Annotated in this window: 9 protein-coding genes; 4 read left to right on the forward strand and 5 right to left on the reverse strand. The window is 73.3% G+C overall.

What is annotated here, in order from left to right:
* Positions 1–155: 155 nt before the first annotated feature.
* On the forward strand, positions 156–5,102 hold the full coding sequence (locus tag ABTX81_RS14805; protein ID WP_350544650.1) for an NAD-glutamate dehydrogenase: 4,947 nt from the start codon (positions 156–158) through the stop codon (positions 5,100–5,102).
* A 91-nt stretch (positions 5,103–5,193) separates the two neighbouring features.
* Here the strand turns inward: ABTX81_RS14805 and ABTX81_RS14810 are convergent, their stop codons facing one another.
* The 3 genes from ABTX81_RS14810 to ABTX81_RS14820 form a co-directional block, all read right to left on the reverse strand.
* On the reverse strand, positions 5,194–7,329 hold the full coding sequence (locus tag ABTX81_RS14810; protein WP_350544653.1) for a hypothetical protein: 2,136 nt from the start codon (positions 7,327–7,329) through the stop codon (positions 5,194–5,196).
* Between the two features lie 80 nt (positions 7,330–7,409).
* Entirely contained in the window at positions 7,410–8,138 is a 729-nt protein-coding gene (locus ABTX81_RS14815; protein ID WP_350544655.1) for an ABC transporter ATP-binding protein, read from the reverse strand.
* A gap of 77 nt (positions 8,139–8,215) precedes the next feature.
* A complete protein-coding gene (locus tag ABTX81_RS14820; protein ID WP_350544658.1) occupies positions 8,216–8,557 on the reverse strand; it encodes a hypothetical protein in 342 nt (113 codons plus the stop codon).
* 335 nt (positions 8,558–8,892) lie between these two features.
* Here ABTX81_RS14820 and ABTX81_RS14825 point away from each other — a divergent pair, with 335 nt between their 5' ends.
* The 3 genes from ABTX81_RS14825 (at position 8,893) to ABTX81_RS14835 (ending at position 11,301) form a co-directional block, all read left to right on the forward strand.
* Complete coding sequence (locus ABTX81_RS14825; RefSeq protein WP_350544660.1) at positions 8,893–9,522, forward strand: RNA polymerase sigma factor; 630 nt, start codon at positions 8,893–8,895, stop codon at positions 9,520–9,522.
* Entirely contained in the window at positions 9,519–10,571 is a 1,053-nt protein-coding gene (locus ABTX81_RS14830) for a CU044_5270 family protein (RefSeq protein WP_350544662.1), read from the forward strand. The genes ABTX81_RS14825 and ABTX81_RS14830 overlap by 4 nt, the downstream gene beginning before the upstream one ends.
* Positions 10,572–10,830: 259 nt before the next feature.
* Entirely contained in the window at positions 10,831–11,301 is a 471-nt protein-coding gene (locus tag ABTX81_RS14835; RefSeq protein ID WP_350544664.1) for a hypothetical protein, read from the forward strand.
* A gap of 56 nt (positions 11,302–11,357) precedes the next feature.
* Here ABTX81_RS14835 and ABTX81_RS14840 read toward each other — a convergent pair whose 3' ends face one another.
* Positions 11,358–11,555: a hypothetical protein gene (locus tag ABTX81_RS14840; RefSeq protein WP_350544666.1), complete on the reverse strand. Its 198-nt coding sequence runs from the start codon at positions 11,553–11,555 to the stop codon at positions 11,358–11,360.
* Between the two features lie 176 nt (positions 11,556–11,731).
* Positions 11,732–14,539: an FtsK/SpoIIIE domain-containing protein gene (locus tag ABTX81_RS14845; RefSeq protein ID WP_350544668.1), complete on the reverse strand. Its 2,808-nt coding sequence runs from the start codon at positions 14,537–14,539 to the stop codon at positions 11,732–11,734.
* Positions 14,540–14,764 lie beyond the last annotated feature (225 nt).

Below are 14,764 nucleotides of genomic sequence, written 5' to 3' on the forward strand. Positions count from 1 at the left end.
GGCCGAACGTCTCGTCCTACCCGCTGCAGAGGTGTTCCATGCGCGCCATGGGCCCCTTTCAGCAGGACGGTGCGGCAGGATTGCGGAAGACCCGGCGGTGCGAACCGAGACCACCACCGAGTCACGCAACGGCGCGCGACAGGAGCCAAGAAGTCATGCAGACCAAGCTGGACGCAGCCAAGGCCGAACTGCTCAGGAAGGCAGCAGCAGCCGCTGAGAACAGCCAGGTGGGGGGAGCGGCGCCGGGAGAGGGACTGAGCAACGGCGCTCTGTCCGCGTACCTGCACCACTACTACCTCCACACGGCGCCCGAGGACCTGGTCGACCGCGACCCGGTCGACGTCTACGGCGCGGCCGCCTCGCACTACCGCCTGGGCCTCAAGCGCCCGCAGGGCACCGCCGAGGTGCGGGTGCACACCCCCTCGGTCGAGGAGAACGGCTGGTCCTGCGGCCACACCGTGGTCGAGGTCGTCACCGACGACATGCCGTTCCTGGTCGACTCGGTCACCAACGAGCTGTCCCGCCAGGACCGCGCGATCCACGTGGTCATCCACCCCCAGCTGGTCGTCCGCCGCGACATCACCGGCAAGCTGCTGGAGATCCTCGACGTCGACGCCTGCGCCCGCAGCCAGGCCGCCGGCACCGAGTGGCCGGCCGACGCGACCGTCGAGTCGTGGATGCACATCGAGGTCGACCGCGAGACCGACCGCGACGACCTGCGCGAGATCGAGACCAACCTGCGCCGGGTGCTCGGCGACGTCCGCGAGGTCGTCGAGGACTGGGGCAAGATGCGCGACTCCGCGCTGCGCCTGGCCGACGAGCTCGCCGAGCAGCCCCCGGCCGGCCTGGCCGAGCAGGAGGTCGGCGAGGCCTGGGAGCTGATGCGCTGGCTCGCCGACGACCACTTCACCTTCCTCGGCTACCGCGAGTACGACCTCGTCCAGCACGAGGGCGAAGAGGTCCTGCGGGCCGTCGCCGGTACCGGCCTCGGCATCCTGCGCTCCGACCCGATCAGCCGCGACGAGCAGCACCACGCCGTCAGCGAGGCCTTCGGCCGGCTCTCCGCGCCGGTGCGCGCCAAGGCCCACGAGAAGAAGCTGCTGGTCCTCACCAAGGCCAACAGCCGGGCCACCGTGCACCGCCCCGCCTACCTCGACTACGTCGGCGTGAAGAAGTTCGACGCCAACGGCGAGGTCATCGGCGAGCGCCGCTTCCTCGGCCTGTTCTCGGCCGCCGCCTACACCGAGTCGGTCAGCCGCATCCCGGTGGTCCGCCGCAAGGTCCAGGACGTCATCGCCCAGTCCGGCTTCTCCACCGAGAGCCACGACGGCCGCGACCTGCTGCAGATCCTGGAGACCTTCCCCCGGGACGAGATCTTCCAGACCCAGGCCGACGAGCTGCTCCAGATCGCCACCAGCGTCCTCTACCTCCAGGAGCGCCGCCGGCTGCGGCTGTTCCTGCGCCAGGACGAGTACGGGCGCTACTTCTCCGCGCTGGTCTACCTGCCGCGCGACCGCTACACCACCCGCATCCGGCTGCGCCTCATGGACATCCTGATGCAGGAGCTCAACGGCGCCTCGATCGACTACACGGTCTGGTCGACGGAGTCGGTGCTGACCCGTCTGCACTTCGTCGTCCGGGTCACCCCCGGCAGCGAGCTGCCGCAGCTGACCGACGCCGAGGTCGAGCGGATCGAGGCCAAGCTGGCCGAGGCCGCCCGGTTCTGGATGGACGGCTTCAACGACCAGCTGCACGTCGAGCTGGGCGAGGAGCGGGCCGCCGAGCTGTCCCGCAAGTACGCCAACGCCTTCCCCGACGGCTACCGCGCCGACTTCACCGCGCGCACCGCCGTCGCCGACCTCAAGCAGATCGAGTCGCTGCACGGCGAGGGCGACTTCCGGCTCAACCTGTACCAGCCGGTCGGCGCCGGCGACGACGAGCGCCGCTTCAAGATCTACCGGGTGGGCGGCCCGATCTCGCTCACCGAGGTGCTGCCGGTCCTCCAGCGCCTGGGCGTCGAGGTGCTCGACGAGCACCCCTACGCGCTGACCCGCTCCGACCACACCACCGCCTGGGTCTACGACTTCGGCCTGCGGCTGCGCGAGGCCGTCGAGCTGACCGACGAGGCCCGCGAGCGCTTCCAGGAGACCTTCGCCGCCACCTGGACCGGCAAGGCCGAGAACGACGGCTTCAACGAGCTGGTCCTCACCGCCGGGCTGACCTGGCGCCAGGCGATGATGCTGCGCGCGTACGCCAAGTACCTGCGCCAGGCGGGCTCCACGTTCTCCCAGGACTACATGGAGGACGCGCTCCGCAACAACACCCACACCACCCGCCTGCTGGTGAACCTCTTCGAGGCCCGGCTGAGCCCCAGCCACCAGCAGGGCGCGCTGGAGCTGACCGAGGGCATCCTGGAGGAGCTGGCCGGCGCGCTGGACGAGGTCGTCTCGCTGGACGAGGACCGCATCCTGCGCTCCTTCCTGCACCTCATCAAGGCCACCCTGCGGACCAACTTCTTCCAGCACGACGGCTCGGGCGCGTGGCACCCGTACGTGTCGATGAAGTTCGACCCGAAGGCCATCCCGGACCTGCCGGCCCCGCGCCCGGCGTTCGAGATCTGGGTCTACTCGCCGCAGGTCGAGGGCGTGCACCTGCGCTTCGGCAAGGTCGCCCGCGGCGGTCTGCGCTGGTCCGACCGGCGTGAGGACTTCCGCACCGAGATCCTCGGCCTGGTCAAGGCGCAGATGGTGAAGAACACCGTCATCGTGCCGGTCGGCGCCAAGGGCGGCTTCGTCGCCAAGCAGCTGCCGGACCCGTCGGTCGACCGTGACGCCTGGCTGGCCGAGGGCGTCTCGTCCTACAAGACGTTCATCTCGGCGCTGCTGGACATCACCGACAACCTGGTGGCCGGCGAGGTCGTCCACCCGGCCGACGTGGTCCGCCACGACGAGGACGACACCTACCTGGTCGTCGCCGCCGACAAGGGCACCGCGACCTTCTCCGACATCGCCAACGGTGTCGCCGAGTCCTACGGCTTCTGGCTGGGCGACGCGTTCGCCTCCGGCGGCTCGGCCGGCTACGACCACAAGGGCATGGGCATCACCGCCCGCGGCGCCTGGGAGTCCGTCAAGCGCAACTTCCGCGAGCTGGGCCACGACACCCAGAGCGAGGACTTCACGGTCGTCGGCATCGGCGACATGTCCGGTGACGTCTTCGGCAACGGCATGCTGCTCAGCGAGCACATCCGGCTGGTCGCCGCGTTCGACCACCGCCACATCTTCCTGGACCCCAACCCGGACGCGGCGGTCTCCTACGCCGAGCGCCGCCGCCTCTTCGAGGTGCCCCGCAGCTCCTGGGACGACTACGACAAGTCGCTGATCTCGGCGGGCGGCGGCGTCTTCCCGCGCAGCGCCAAGTCGATCCAGCTGTCGCCGCAGGTCCGGGCCGTGCTGGGGGTCTCCGACGCCCGGCTCACCCCGGCCGAGCTGATGAAGGCCGTCCTGCAGGCGCCCGTCGACCTGTTCTGGAACGGCGGCATCGGCACCTACGTCAAGGCCTCCACCGAGACCAACGCCGAGGTCGGCGACAAGGCCAATGACGCCATCCGCGTCAACGGCGAGCAGGTCCGCGCCCGGGTGGTCGGCGAGGGCGGCAACCTCGGCTGCACCCAGCTCGGCCGCATCGAGTACGCGGCCCACGGCGGCCCCGAGGGCGTCGGCGGCTGGATCAACACCGACGCCATCGACAACTCGGCCGGCGTGGACACCTCGGACCACGAGGTCAACATCAAGATCCTGCTCAACCAGGTGGTCGCCGACGGCGACATGACGGTCAAGCAGCGCAACACCCTGCTCGCCGAGATGACCGACGAGGTCGGCCGCCTCGTGCTGCGCAACAACTACGCGCAGAACGTGGTGCTGGCCAACGCGGTCGCCCAGGCGCACAGCATGGTCAACGTCCACTCCCGGATGATCAACCGCCTGGAGGCGGAAGGCCGGCTCGACCGGGCCCTGGAGTTCCTGCCCACCGAGCGGCAGATCCGCGAGCGCCAGCAGAACGGCCGGGGCCTGTCCCAGCCCGAGATGTCGGTGCTGCTCGCCTACACCAAGATCACCCTGGCCGACGAGCTGCTCGCCACCGAGCTGCCCGACGACCCGTTCTTCCGCACCGCGCTGCACGACTACTTCCCGAGCGCGCTGCGGGCCCGGTTCGCCGAGCAGATCGACCGGCACCCGCTGCGCCGCGAGATCATCACCACGCTGATCGTCAACGACACGATCAACCGCGGCGGCTGCACCTTCGCCTTCCGCCTGAAGGAGGAGACCGGCGCCACCTACGAGGAGGTCGCCCGCACCCACACCGCCGCCCGGGCCGTCTTCGGCCTGGAGGAGATCTGGTCCGAGATCGAGGGCCTGGACAACAAGGTCCCCGCCCGCGCCCAGACCAAGATGCGGCTGCACGCGCGCCGTCTCGTCGAGCGCGCCACCCGGTGGATGCTCAACAACCGGCGCCAGCCGCTGGACATCGCCGGCACCATCGAGTTCTTCCACGACCGGGTCAACCAGGTCTGGGGCTCGCTGCCCAAGCCGCTGCGCGGCGAGGACCTGGTCTGGTTCGAGAAGGTCTACAACGAGCTCACCGGGGCCGGCGTGCCCGAGGAGCTCGCCACCCGGATCGCGGGCCTGTCCTCGACCTTCCCGACCCTGGACATCACCGAGGTCGCGGACCGCTCCGGCAAGGACGTCGCCCAGGTCGCCGAGCTCTACTACGACCTCGCCGACCGCCTCCAGATCACCCACCTGCTCGACCGCATCATCGAGCTGCCGCGCACCGACCGCTGGTCGTCGATGGCCCGCGCCGCCATCCGCGAGGACCTCTTCGCGGCCCACGCGGCCCTGACCGCCGACATCCTGGCCTGCGGCCCTGAGGACGCCGCCCCCGAGGACCGCTACACGGCCTGGGCGGACCTCAACGCCACCCTGCTGAACCGCGCCAAGAGCACCCTCGACGACATAAGGGGTTCGGACAACTACGAGCTGTCCAGCCTCTCCGTCGCGATGCGCGTCATCCGCACCCTGCTCCGCACGGGCTCGATGCGCTGACACGCGGCCGACCCCGACCGGCACAGTGAACGGCGGGCCCGCGTCCCTGGTGGACGCGGGCCCGCCGTTCCCGTTGCGGGCGGCCGTCTGGTCAGTCCGCCCGGGGCCGCCAGGCGGCCGCCTGCCCCGCCGCGACCCGGCCGCAGACCAGGGCGACGGCGGCGCCCGAGGCGGCGACCACGCCGAGCCCCAGCGCGAGAAGGGGGAGGGACATCGTCCCGCCCTTGCCGAGGTTGATCAGCAGTCGGCCGAGGAGTCCCGCCACCAAGGCGCCCGCCACGCCGACGGCGCCCAGCGGAAGGGCGAGGTTCCAGAACGCGATGCCGCTGTAGAAGCGCCGGTCGGTGCGGAACGCCGCCAGCGGACCGAGTGCCCTGGCCTGTTCGAGGAAGATCCCGGCGGCGCCCAGCGTCCCCGCCAAGGCCAGGGCCAGCAGCCCGAGGAGCGCGACATCGAGCAGCCAGCGGACCTGGGCGGCCTGCGCGGCGGTGCCGAGCATCCAGGACTGGCCGGGCCGGTAGGTCATCGGCCCGATGAGGTGGGCGTAGGCGGCCTGCTCGATCGCGGACACCCCCGCCTCCCCGTCGCGGTTGAGGACCAGGAATCCGTAGAGGGCCAGGTCGCCGCCAGCCGCGGAGGCGGCACAACCGCAGACGGTCGCCACCGGCGCGCTGACCATCTCATCGCCCAGCAGGATCTGGCGGCCGAGCGGCGTCAGGCTCTCGAAGGCATCCCTGGGCGGGACGGGGCTGGGCGGGCACGCCCTCAGCCGCCCCAGGTCGGCGAGGACTTCGCACTGGCCGGTGAGGCCGACGCGCGGAGTGCCGTCGTCCGCACCGGCCTGCGGCGAGTAGCGCAGGGTGCGCGACGCGCCCACCGCGGCGATGAACCCCTCGGCGGTGGCGGGGATGTTGCGGGAGCGGACCTGCACCAGGGAGGCGCCGGACTGCTCGAACCGCTGCCGGGCCTGCTCGGCGGGCCCGGTGAACTGGGTGGTCAGCACCTGGCCGATGGTGACCATACCGAGCCCCACCAGCAGGGCGGCGCTGAGCCGGGCGAGGGTGGCCGGCCGCGCGGCCAGCCATCGCCCCGCGATCAGCCGGCCGGCGTCGCCCTTCGCCGCACCCCGGTCGGCGAGCCTGCGGCCCAGCAGCCGGGAGAGTCGGGCGGCGGTGTGCGGAAGGGCGATCAGCGTCACCGCCGCGCCGACCACGAACCCGGTCCGGCCGTCGACGCCCCGGGTGTTCGAGCCCCAGGCGGCGACCGCGAGCCCGGCGGCGAACACCAGCGGGGCCCAGCGGGCCGGCTTGGCCGGTACCCGGCCTGGCCTGGTGCCGGTGCGCCTCGGGCGACGGATGCCTGAGGCCACGACGACCAGGAGCAGGAACGCGAACACGCCGAGCAGCGCGAACGGCAGGAGCGGAAGGCCGGACCGGAGGTCCTCCGACCAGACCGGGTAGCCGGTGAAGGGGAACGTCGGCGAGGTCAGGGAGATGCCGACGACCAGGGCGGCGCCGGCGCCGAGCCCGGCCAGGAGCGGCAGTGCGGCTTCCCCGGCGAGGACCAGGGCCCGGACGCCCGTCGGCGCCCCGAGCGCGTCCAGCATGGACAGGCGCCGGTCGCGGGACTCGGACTGGCTGCGGACCGCCACCAGGACCAGGGCGCCGCAGGGGAGCCCGGCCATCAGGAGCAGCAGGATGTGCAGTTCCGCGAGGCCCCGGTCGAACTGGTGGCTGTTGACGAAGAAGAACACCCGGTCGGGGTTGCCGAAGCCGCCGATGTAGGAGTTCTCCTCATGGACCTCGTCGAAGAAGTTCTCCCGAAGCGGGTTGACGTACGCGATCAACTCGGCGCCGTCGGCCAGGCCCTTGTGCGCCACTGTCCCGGCGAGCCTCCCGTAGCGGTCCGCCATGGCGGGGTCCGTGGCGAGCAGTGCGGGGGAGAGGTAGGCCTCGCCGGGCTCGGGCCAGCGGGGTAGGCCGGGTGGCGGCGCGGCGTCCCGGTGAAGCGGTCGGACGTGGATCACGGAGATGGCGCGGTCGGCGATGGTGTCCGGCCGCTCCCACCACCGGGCGACGGCCGAGGCACGGTCGGTCGCGCTCACCGGAGCCGGGTTCCTGGCGGTCATACGCAGCCCGCGCTCCTCGTGCACCGCGGCTGAGCCGACCACCGTCCACGCGGTGATCAGGGCGACGAGGGCCGCACAGAACAGAGAGGCCCGGTGCATGGTTCCGGATCGGCCGCCGCCGGCGCGGCGGCCGATCGTCAGGGCGAGGCGGATCCGACCGGGGGCATGGGCGGTGGGGGTCACCGGGCGGACTCCGAGCTGGCGCTCGGCGCCCGATCCGGCTGTTCGGCCGGGCGCAGGCGTCCGTCGGACATCACCATGATCTGATCGGCGCGTGCCGCGACCGCCGGGTTGTGCGTGACGACGACCAGAGCGCAGCCGTAGCGGGAGGGCAGCGAGAAGAGGAGATCCGCCACCGTGGTCGAAGCCTTGCCGTCCAGGGCTCCGGTTGGTTCGTCCGCGAGGACGACCTGCGGGCTTCCGATCAGCGCCCGGGCCACGGCGACGCGTTGGCGCTCACCGCCGGAGAGCGAGCCGGTGTCTGTGGCCACGGTGGCATCGATCCCGAGGCTGCCGAGCAGTTCGGTGCCGCGCGTGTAGGCTTCCTGCTTCGGCAGGCCCGCGAGCACCGCGGGCAGCACCGTGTTCTCCAGCGGGCTGAGCTCGGGGAGGAGTTCGCCGAACTGGTAGACCATGCCGATGCTTCGCAGGCGCAGCGCCGCACGCCGCCCGGCGGCGATGGCCGTCATGTCCTGTCCCGCGATCCGGATCGTGCCCCGCGTCGGTCGGAGCAACCCGGCGAGCAGGCTGAGCAAGGTGCTCTTGCCGCAACCGCTCGGCCCGGTTACCGCGACGCTCCGTCCGGCCTCGACTTTGAACTCCACCGCGCGCAGCAGCACCCGGTTCGCGACCTCGTAGTGGAGATCGCTCGTCTCGATCCCGCCGAACGCGGTTTCACTCGGACCCAATGTCCGCTCCCATTGATCGCAGCGTGCTCGCGACGTCGGGGGCGGCGCCCCTTGGCGCCGCCCCCGACGTCTACAGGTCAGTACCGGTACTCGAAGCCGGACCAGGAGTCCGGCACCCAGTCGCGGATCTGATGGGCCTGGTGACGGTACACCAGGTTCCCGTAGTCGCTGCCGCTGCTGGTGCAGTTGCCGCTGCCGCGCGACTCCTTGGCCGTCTGGTGCGAGCCGTTGTCGCGGTAGAAGTTGGTCTCGACCGCGTTACCGTCCGCGTCGCCGTCGCAGATCTGCGCGCCGGCCCAGCTGTTGATGGCAGAGGAACAACTGTTCGATGCGCAGACCTTGGCGGATGCGCTGGGGATGCCGATCAGGACTGTTCCGCCGAGCATCGCGGCGGCTACGATGGCTGCCCGCTTTCGCATGATTTTCTCCCTCGCAGGGTTGGCGTGCGGGAGCGTTCGGGTGCGGCGCGCCAACGCCGCACCCGGCCCCCCGGGTTTGATGACCCACCGGACGCTGACTACAGTGCGTAGCCTCTGTGTGCGATCCAGTGATGGGATGATCCTCTCACCCGGCTTAACGGTTTCGCAGGACCAATTCGGTTAACCGGGCGTGCTTTCAAGCCACTTGAAGGATCTGTGGAGATTGTCTACGTGGCAGGTCTGACGACGCGCGGTGTCGCGAGCGGACATCGGAGGGGTGCCGGTCCAGGCGTCGGCGGTGGGAACTCGCTGGGGTGCTGCGGACAGGTGGAGGTGTGGAACTGTCGCAGCGGGGACGGATACGGGATGGCGATCAGTGGGCGTTCGGGGAGCTGTTCGACGAGGCGGCGGGTGATCTGTACCGGTACGCGGTGCGGGCCACCGGGGACTGGGCGGTCGCGGAGGACGTCGTCCAGCTGACCTTCCTGGAGGCGTGGCGGCTGCGGCACAAGCTGCGGGACGACGGCGGGGCGGTGCGGCCCTGGCTGTTCGGGATCGCCGCCAACGTGCTGCGCAACACCGCCCGGGCCGCGCGCCGGCACCGGGCCGCGATGGATCGGCTGCCGGCCCGGGAGACGGTGCCGGACTTCGCCGACGAGCTGGTGGGGCGGCTGGACGACAGCGCCCAACTGGCCGCCGCCCGGCGGGCGCTCGGGCGGTTGCGGAAGGCCGAGCGGGAGGTGTTCGGGCTCTGCGTGTGGGCGGGGCTGGACTACGCGAGCGCGGCCGAGGCCCTGGGGGTGCCGATCGGCACGGTGCGGTCACGGCTCTCGCGCGCCCGCACCAAGCTGCGCGCGCTCGCCGAGGAGGAGCTGAAGAACGGGCGGGAACTCCGCCCGGCCCCCGGACAGGTACGGGGTGGCCGCGTCGAAGCGGCCCGGTCGATACGGGAGACGAACCGATGAACGAGGACGAACGCGCCGAGCTGGACCGGCTGGTGCCGGGGCCCGCGCGGCCCGAGCTCTCCGCCGACCGCCACCGGTTGTTGAGGGGACATCTGATGAGTGAGATCCGGGAGACGAAGCCCGCGTCGGCCCGTCGGGGCAAGCTCGGCTGGGTGGCGGTGCCCGCCCTGGCGGGCGGACTGGCGCTGGCGGTGGTGCTGAGCGGCGGTGGCGGCGAGGGCACGCCGGCGCCGCAGCAGCAGGCCGCGCAGCAGACCACCGGCACGCTGAACGCCGCCCCCGTGGGCGCCGTCCAGCTGCTGACCCAGGCCGCCGACACCGCGGCCGGCAAGCCCGATCCGAAGCCGGGCAAGAAGCAGTTCGTGTATGTGGACAGCCTGGTGGCGTTCTCCAGCGTCAACCTGGCCACCGGCGAGTCGAAGGTCGACCCCGCCCACCGCCGCCAGGCCTGGTTCTCGGTGGACGGCAGCCAGCGGGGCGTCCTCAAGGAGGAGCGGGGGGACGGCAAGGCCATCGCCCCGGAGAAGACCAAGCCCGGGGAGCCGGCGCCGCGCACCGACGGCGGTCACTGGCTCGACCCCAACACCAGGCCGTCCCTCAACGCCCCGACGTACGAGTACCTGGCCGCGCTGCCGACCGACCCGGACGCGCTGCTGAAGAAGATCTACGCCGAGACCAAGGGCCAGGGGCAGACACCCGACCAGGAGGCCTTCGCGACCATCGGCGACCTGCTGCGCGAGCAGCTCGCCCCGCCGGCCGTCAGCGCCGCGCTCTACCGTGCCGCCGCGAAGATCCCCGGCGTCACCGCGGTGGACGACTCGGTGGACGCCTCCGGCCGCCACGGCGCGGCCGTCGCGCACGTGAACGCCGGCACCCGCACCGAGTGGATCTTCGACCCGACGACCCACGAGTTCCTCGGCGAGCGCGAGGTGGTCGTCGGCGAGGGCAGCGAGATGGGCAAGCCGGGCACGGTGATCGGCCACTCCGCCGTCCTCGGCCGCGGAGTCGTCGACCAGCCGGGGGAGGAGCCCAAGCAGAAGAACGCCTGAGCCCGCGGGGCTCTCCGAGAGACAGGTGAAGCCGTGGGGCCCGGTGCAAGCGGGCCCCACGGCCGTTTCCGGACGCCTCCACCGTACGGCCTGCCGTGGTGTCAACCGGCGGTGATCACGCCATCGAAGACTGTTTTCCGGTCCGATGATCGATCCCCGGGGCGATCGCCTGCGGAGCCTTCGAGACGCATGCCAGAGTTGCTGCCATGCCATAGGTGAAATGTCATGTGTGGCATTTCTTGGAGGAGGAGTAGAGACGATGCGAACGAACCGACTCGCCCTGACGCTGGCCGGTGCCGCCGGTGCGGTGGCGATGCTGGCGGCGCCGACCCAGGCGAGCGCCGCCCCGGCCGGTGCGACGAACACGACCGCCACCACGGAGATCTGCAGCTCGACCAAGCTGCAGGCCGGGCTGGCGACCTGGCTCTGTGCCGAGGTGACCGGCAGTGATGTGCAGCTGGTGGGCTGGATCTACCTGGCCGGCCCGCCGAGCCCGGGCGGCCCGTACCCGCAGCCCGAGGATCTCGTGACCGTGCTCTCCGGCGAGGTCGTGGGCGGCGCCTCGCTCGGCACGGTCAACAAGTGGACGCGGTTCAACCTCACCCAGACCCCCGTGCGTGGCGTCGGCGGGACCGTGGCCTGCGGTTCCACCGTGCACGGCAGCTTCAGCGTCACCAAGCCCGGCTGGGGGTCCACGCCGGTCACTCTCGACGCCGTGGTGCCCTGCTGACCGGCAGGTAGCGGGGTAGGCGCGGCCCCGGGGTTCGGGGGACCCCGGGGCCGTTGTCAACAGCCGGGTGCCGTGGCGAGGCCGCGCTGCCCTCGGAGGGCCGCGCGGGCGGCCGGTCCGGGCGCGAGGCCGGGGTCGCGGAGGATCGCGACGGGCGAGTGCGGGGGTGCGGGCAGGCCGGGGAGCAGGGCATGGGCCAACTCCGCGGCGGTGCTGCCACGTTCGAGCCACTGGCCGACGATTGGTGCGAGCACCTGCGCCTCGGCGAGCCCGAGGCGCGGCCGCGGTTCGGGCCGGATCGCGCTCTGCTGGTCTCTCTCAGCGTTGGTCCCGGCCCCGTTCGGCGCCGGCCCGTGACGACCTCCGCCCCCGCCGGGGTCTCGGCGGGGGCGGAGGGTCGGTCACCTCTCTTCTTCCCTCCCCCGACGCCTCAGCGCGCCGCGGCGCGTTGCAGGGCGCTGGCGAGGAGGGCGAGGTCGGTGGGGCCGTTGCCGAGTTCGCGGACGGGGCGGCGGGCGGGTGGGGCGCCGAGGGTGTGGGGGTCGATGGCGACGACGGTGGGGCGCAGGGTGGCGGTGCGGGGGATGCGGCCGCTGATGCGGGCGGCCTGGAAGGCGGTGACGCCGCCGTCGGGGAGGCGGAGGTAGCCGCGGCCGGGGGTGGACTCGGGGAGGGCGGCGGCGTCGCCGAGGTGGATGAGGAGGTCGGAGTCGGCCGGGTCGTCGGTGCGCAGGGCGATCCGCAGCAGGGCGGCGTCGTCGACCTCGGTGCCGGTGGTCTCGTCGGGGCGCCCGGTGGTGACGGCGAGGTGGACGCCGAGCGGGCCGCCGCGGCGGGCGACGGCGGCGAGGGCGCGGACGAGCGGGCGGCCGACCGGGGAGGTGGGGGAGAGCAGGGCGTCGTAGTCGTCGACCACGACGACGAGGCGCGGCGGGCACGGCCCGGCGGAGGGGGCGGGCACCGGGGCGGCGGGGGAGTCGGGGCTGCGCGGGTGGATGACCCGGGGAGCGGCGGGGGCGCCGACGGTGACGGGGACCGGCACCGGCTCCCCGTCGAGGATCCGGGCGGCGTGCCAGGAGGCGAAGTCCAGGCCGTCGAAGAGCCGCTCGCGCAGCGCCAGCTCGTCCTCCAGCGCCTCGGCGGCGAGCAGCGCGGCCCGCGGGTCGGCGGCGGCGTTGACCCGGCCGGTGACGTGCGGCAGCTCGCTGCACCCGGCGAGGCCGTCCTCGGTGGCCCGCCCCTCGACGATGGTGACGGCGAGGCGTTCGGGCCGCTCGGAGACGGCCAGCGAGGCGACCAGGGTGCGCAGCAGCTCGGTCTTGCCGGAGCCGCGGGCGCCGCCGATCAGCAGGTGGGGGCCGCCGGGGTCGGGGGAGGGGAGGGCGAGTTCGGGGTCGGCGAGGTCGAGGACGCACAGCTCGTCGCGGGTGGTGCCGAGCAGGGCGGTGGCGGCGCCGATGCCGCCGGCGTGCGCGGCCCAGCGGGCGGAGAGCTTGGCCGGGGTGACGGTGTCCAGCTGGAGCAGGTCGAGCAGGCGCAGCGCGTCCGGCAGCGGTCCGCGGTTGGCGGGGGTGGCCTCGCGCAGCGGGGCGAGGACGCGGGCGAGCCGCTCGGCCCAGGCGTCCGAGACGGCGTCCAGCGAGACCTCGTGCAGGGTCTCCCGGCCGCGGGCGACCGGGCCCGGGCGGTCGATCGAGAGCTGGGTGCCGACCTCGCCGGTGATCAGCGCGGTGGCGCCGAGGCCGCGCGGCAGCAGTTCGGGCTGCTCGGCGAGGCAGACCGGGAAGATGCCGACGGCCGGGCCCTGGCGCAGCAGCAGGTCGAGCGCCAGCCGGGCGGACTCGGTGCCCGGGCGGCCGTCGACCACCACGACGGTGGCGGGGTGGCCGCCGAGCCCGACCGGGCCGCTGAGCCGGGTGGTGAGTTCGGTGAGCCGGGCGGTGGCCTGCTCGTCGTCGAGGCCGAGCAGCAGCCGGCAGTCCTGGCCGTCGGTGGGGCGCAGGTGCGGCAGCCACAGGGCCCAGGCCCAGGTGTCGGCGCGGTCCTGCGGGGTGCGGGCCGGGTCGGCGTCGACCACGACCAGGCTGAGCCCGGTCGGCGGGTGCAGGGCGGCGAGCTGGGCGACGACGGCGCGGGTGAGCGCGTCGAGCCGCTCGCGCGGGCCGCTGAGGCCGAGGCTGCCGGCGGTCTGCAGGTCGACGGTGACCGGGACGGCGGGCAGCACGGTGCCGGGGGAGGTGCCGGGGCCGCCGGGCCGGTCGGCGGTGCCGAGCCGCAGGGTGAGCGCGTCGGGGTGGCCGGGGCCGCGCTCCCAGAGCCGGGGGCCGGGGCCGAGCGCGTTGAGCAGCAGGGTGGCGAGGTCGGGCCAGCGTTCGCGCTGGGCGGCGGCCTGCCGGATGCGGACGGCGGCGTGGTGGCGCTCGGCGCTCTCCTCGGCCGGTTCGGCGGCGGAGCGGCCGAGCCGCAGCGAGAACAGGCCGCGGCCGCTCCGCGCGGGCGGCTCCGGGGCGGCCGGCGGTTCGGCGGCGGGCGGCGCGGGGCGGACCGGGGCCGGGGCGGCGAGCTGGAGGTGGCCGTGGCCGTCGGGCAGCGCGGCGCGCACGGGTGCCCCGGAGCCGTCCCGGGGATCCGGCGCGGCGATCCGCAGGGTGGTCTCGCCGATCCGCAGCAGGCCGGTGCCGTCGAGCGGGACGGCCTCCTCGGGCGGGCCGGGCGGGACGATCCGGCCGTCGACGGTGGTGCCGTTGGTGGAGCCGAGGTCGCGGACGGTCACCGTGCCGTCGTCGGCGAGGTGCAGGGCGAGGTGGAACCGGGAGACATCGGGGTCGTCGACCGGGACATCGGCCTCGCCGGAGCGCCCGACCCGGATCTCCCGGCCGTGCAGGCGGTGCACCCCGCCGGCGTCGGGGCCGCCGACGACCCGCAGCTCGGCGGCGGCCGGGGTGTCGTCCGGGTCGTCGGCGGTCGGGTCCGGCTCGTTGAGGGAGAGGACCGCGCCGTCGAGCAGCGGGGGGTGGCCGAGCAGCGTGTGCTCGTCCACCCGGTGCGCCCCGGCGTAGAGGTGCACATGGGTCGCGGCCCGTGGTCCGCGCACGCCGACGGCCCCCGCGAGGGCACCCGCGAGGGAGCCGAGCGCGGTGCCGACGGGCGCGGTGACCAGCACGTCCACATAGGGGATGGCGGAGCCGGCGGCTGCCGGGCCGCTGCGCGGTCGGAGGACGGTCAGCCGGATCTGCATCTCGCCCGCGGTCCCTTCTGCTGATGTGACGCCTTGTGCCGCTGCCTCGGGCCGCTGCGGGGTGAGCGGGGGTGGCCGCGACACCGCTTGGGCCACAAGAGTGGCGAGTGTCATCCTGCCATCCGTCACGGACAGTCCGCGCACCGTACCGGATTTGACGATCTTGCGATCATCGCCATGGTGGAGGCGACGGGGAATCAGGTCAACCGGCGCCCGGAAGGGCAG

The sequence above is a fragment of the Kitasatospora sp. NPDC097605 genome, assembly GCF_040302725.1.
GTDB lineage: Bacteria > Actinomycetota > Actinomycetes > Streptomycetales > Streptomycetaceae > Kitasatospora.

Bases quoted from the DNA above. Each gene is read 5' to 3' on its own strand.
- ABTX81_RS14805 (WP_350544650.1), top strand. From the start codon at position 156: ATGCAGACCAAGCTGGACGCAGCCAAGGCCGAACTGCTCAGGAAGGCA.
- ABTX81_RS14810 (WP_350544653.1), bottom strand. From the start codon at position 7,329: ATGCACCGGGCCTCTCTGTTCTGTGCGGCCCTCGTCGCCCTGATCACC.
- ABTX81_RS14820 (WP_350544658.1), bottom strand. From the start codon at position 8,557: ATGCGAAAGCGGGCAGCCATCGTAGCCGCCGCGATGCTCGGCGGAACA.
- ABTX81_RS14830 (WP_350544662.1), top strand. From the start codon at position 9,519: ATGAACGAGGACGAACGCGCCGAGCTGGACCGGCTGGTGCCGGGGCCC.
- ABTX81_RS14835 (WP_350544664.1), top strand. From the start codon at position 10,831: ATGCGAACGAACCGACTCGCCCTGACGCTGGCCGGTGCCGCCGGTGCG.
- ABTX81_RS14845 (WP_350544668.1), bottom strand. From the start codon at position 14,539: ATGCAGATCCGGCTGACCGTCCTCCGACCGCGCAGCGGCCCGGCAGCC.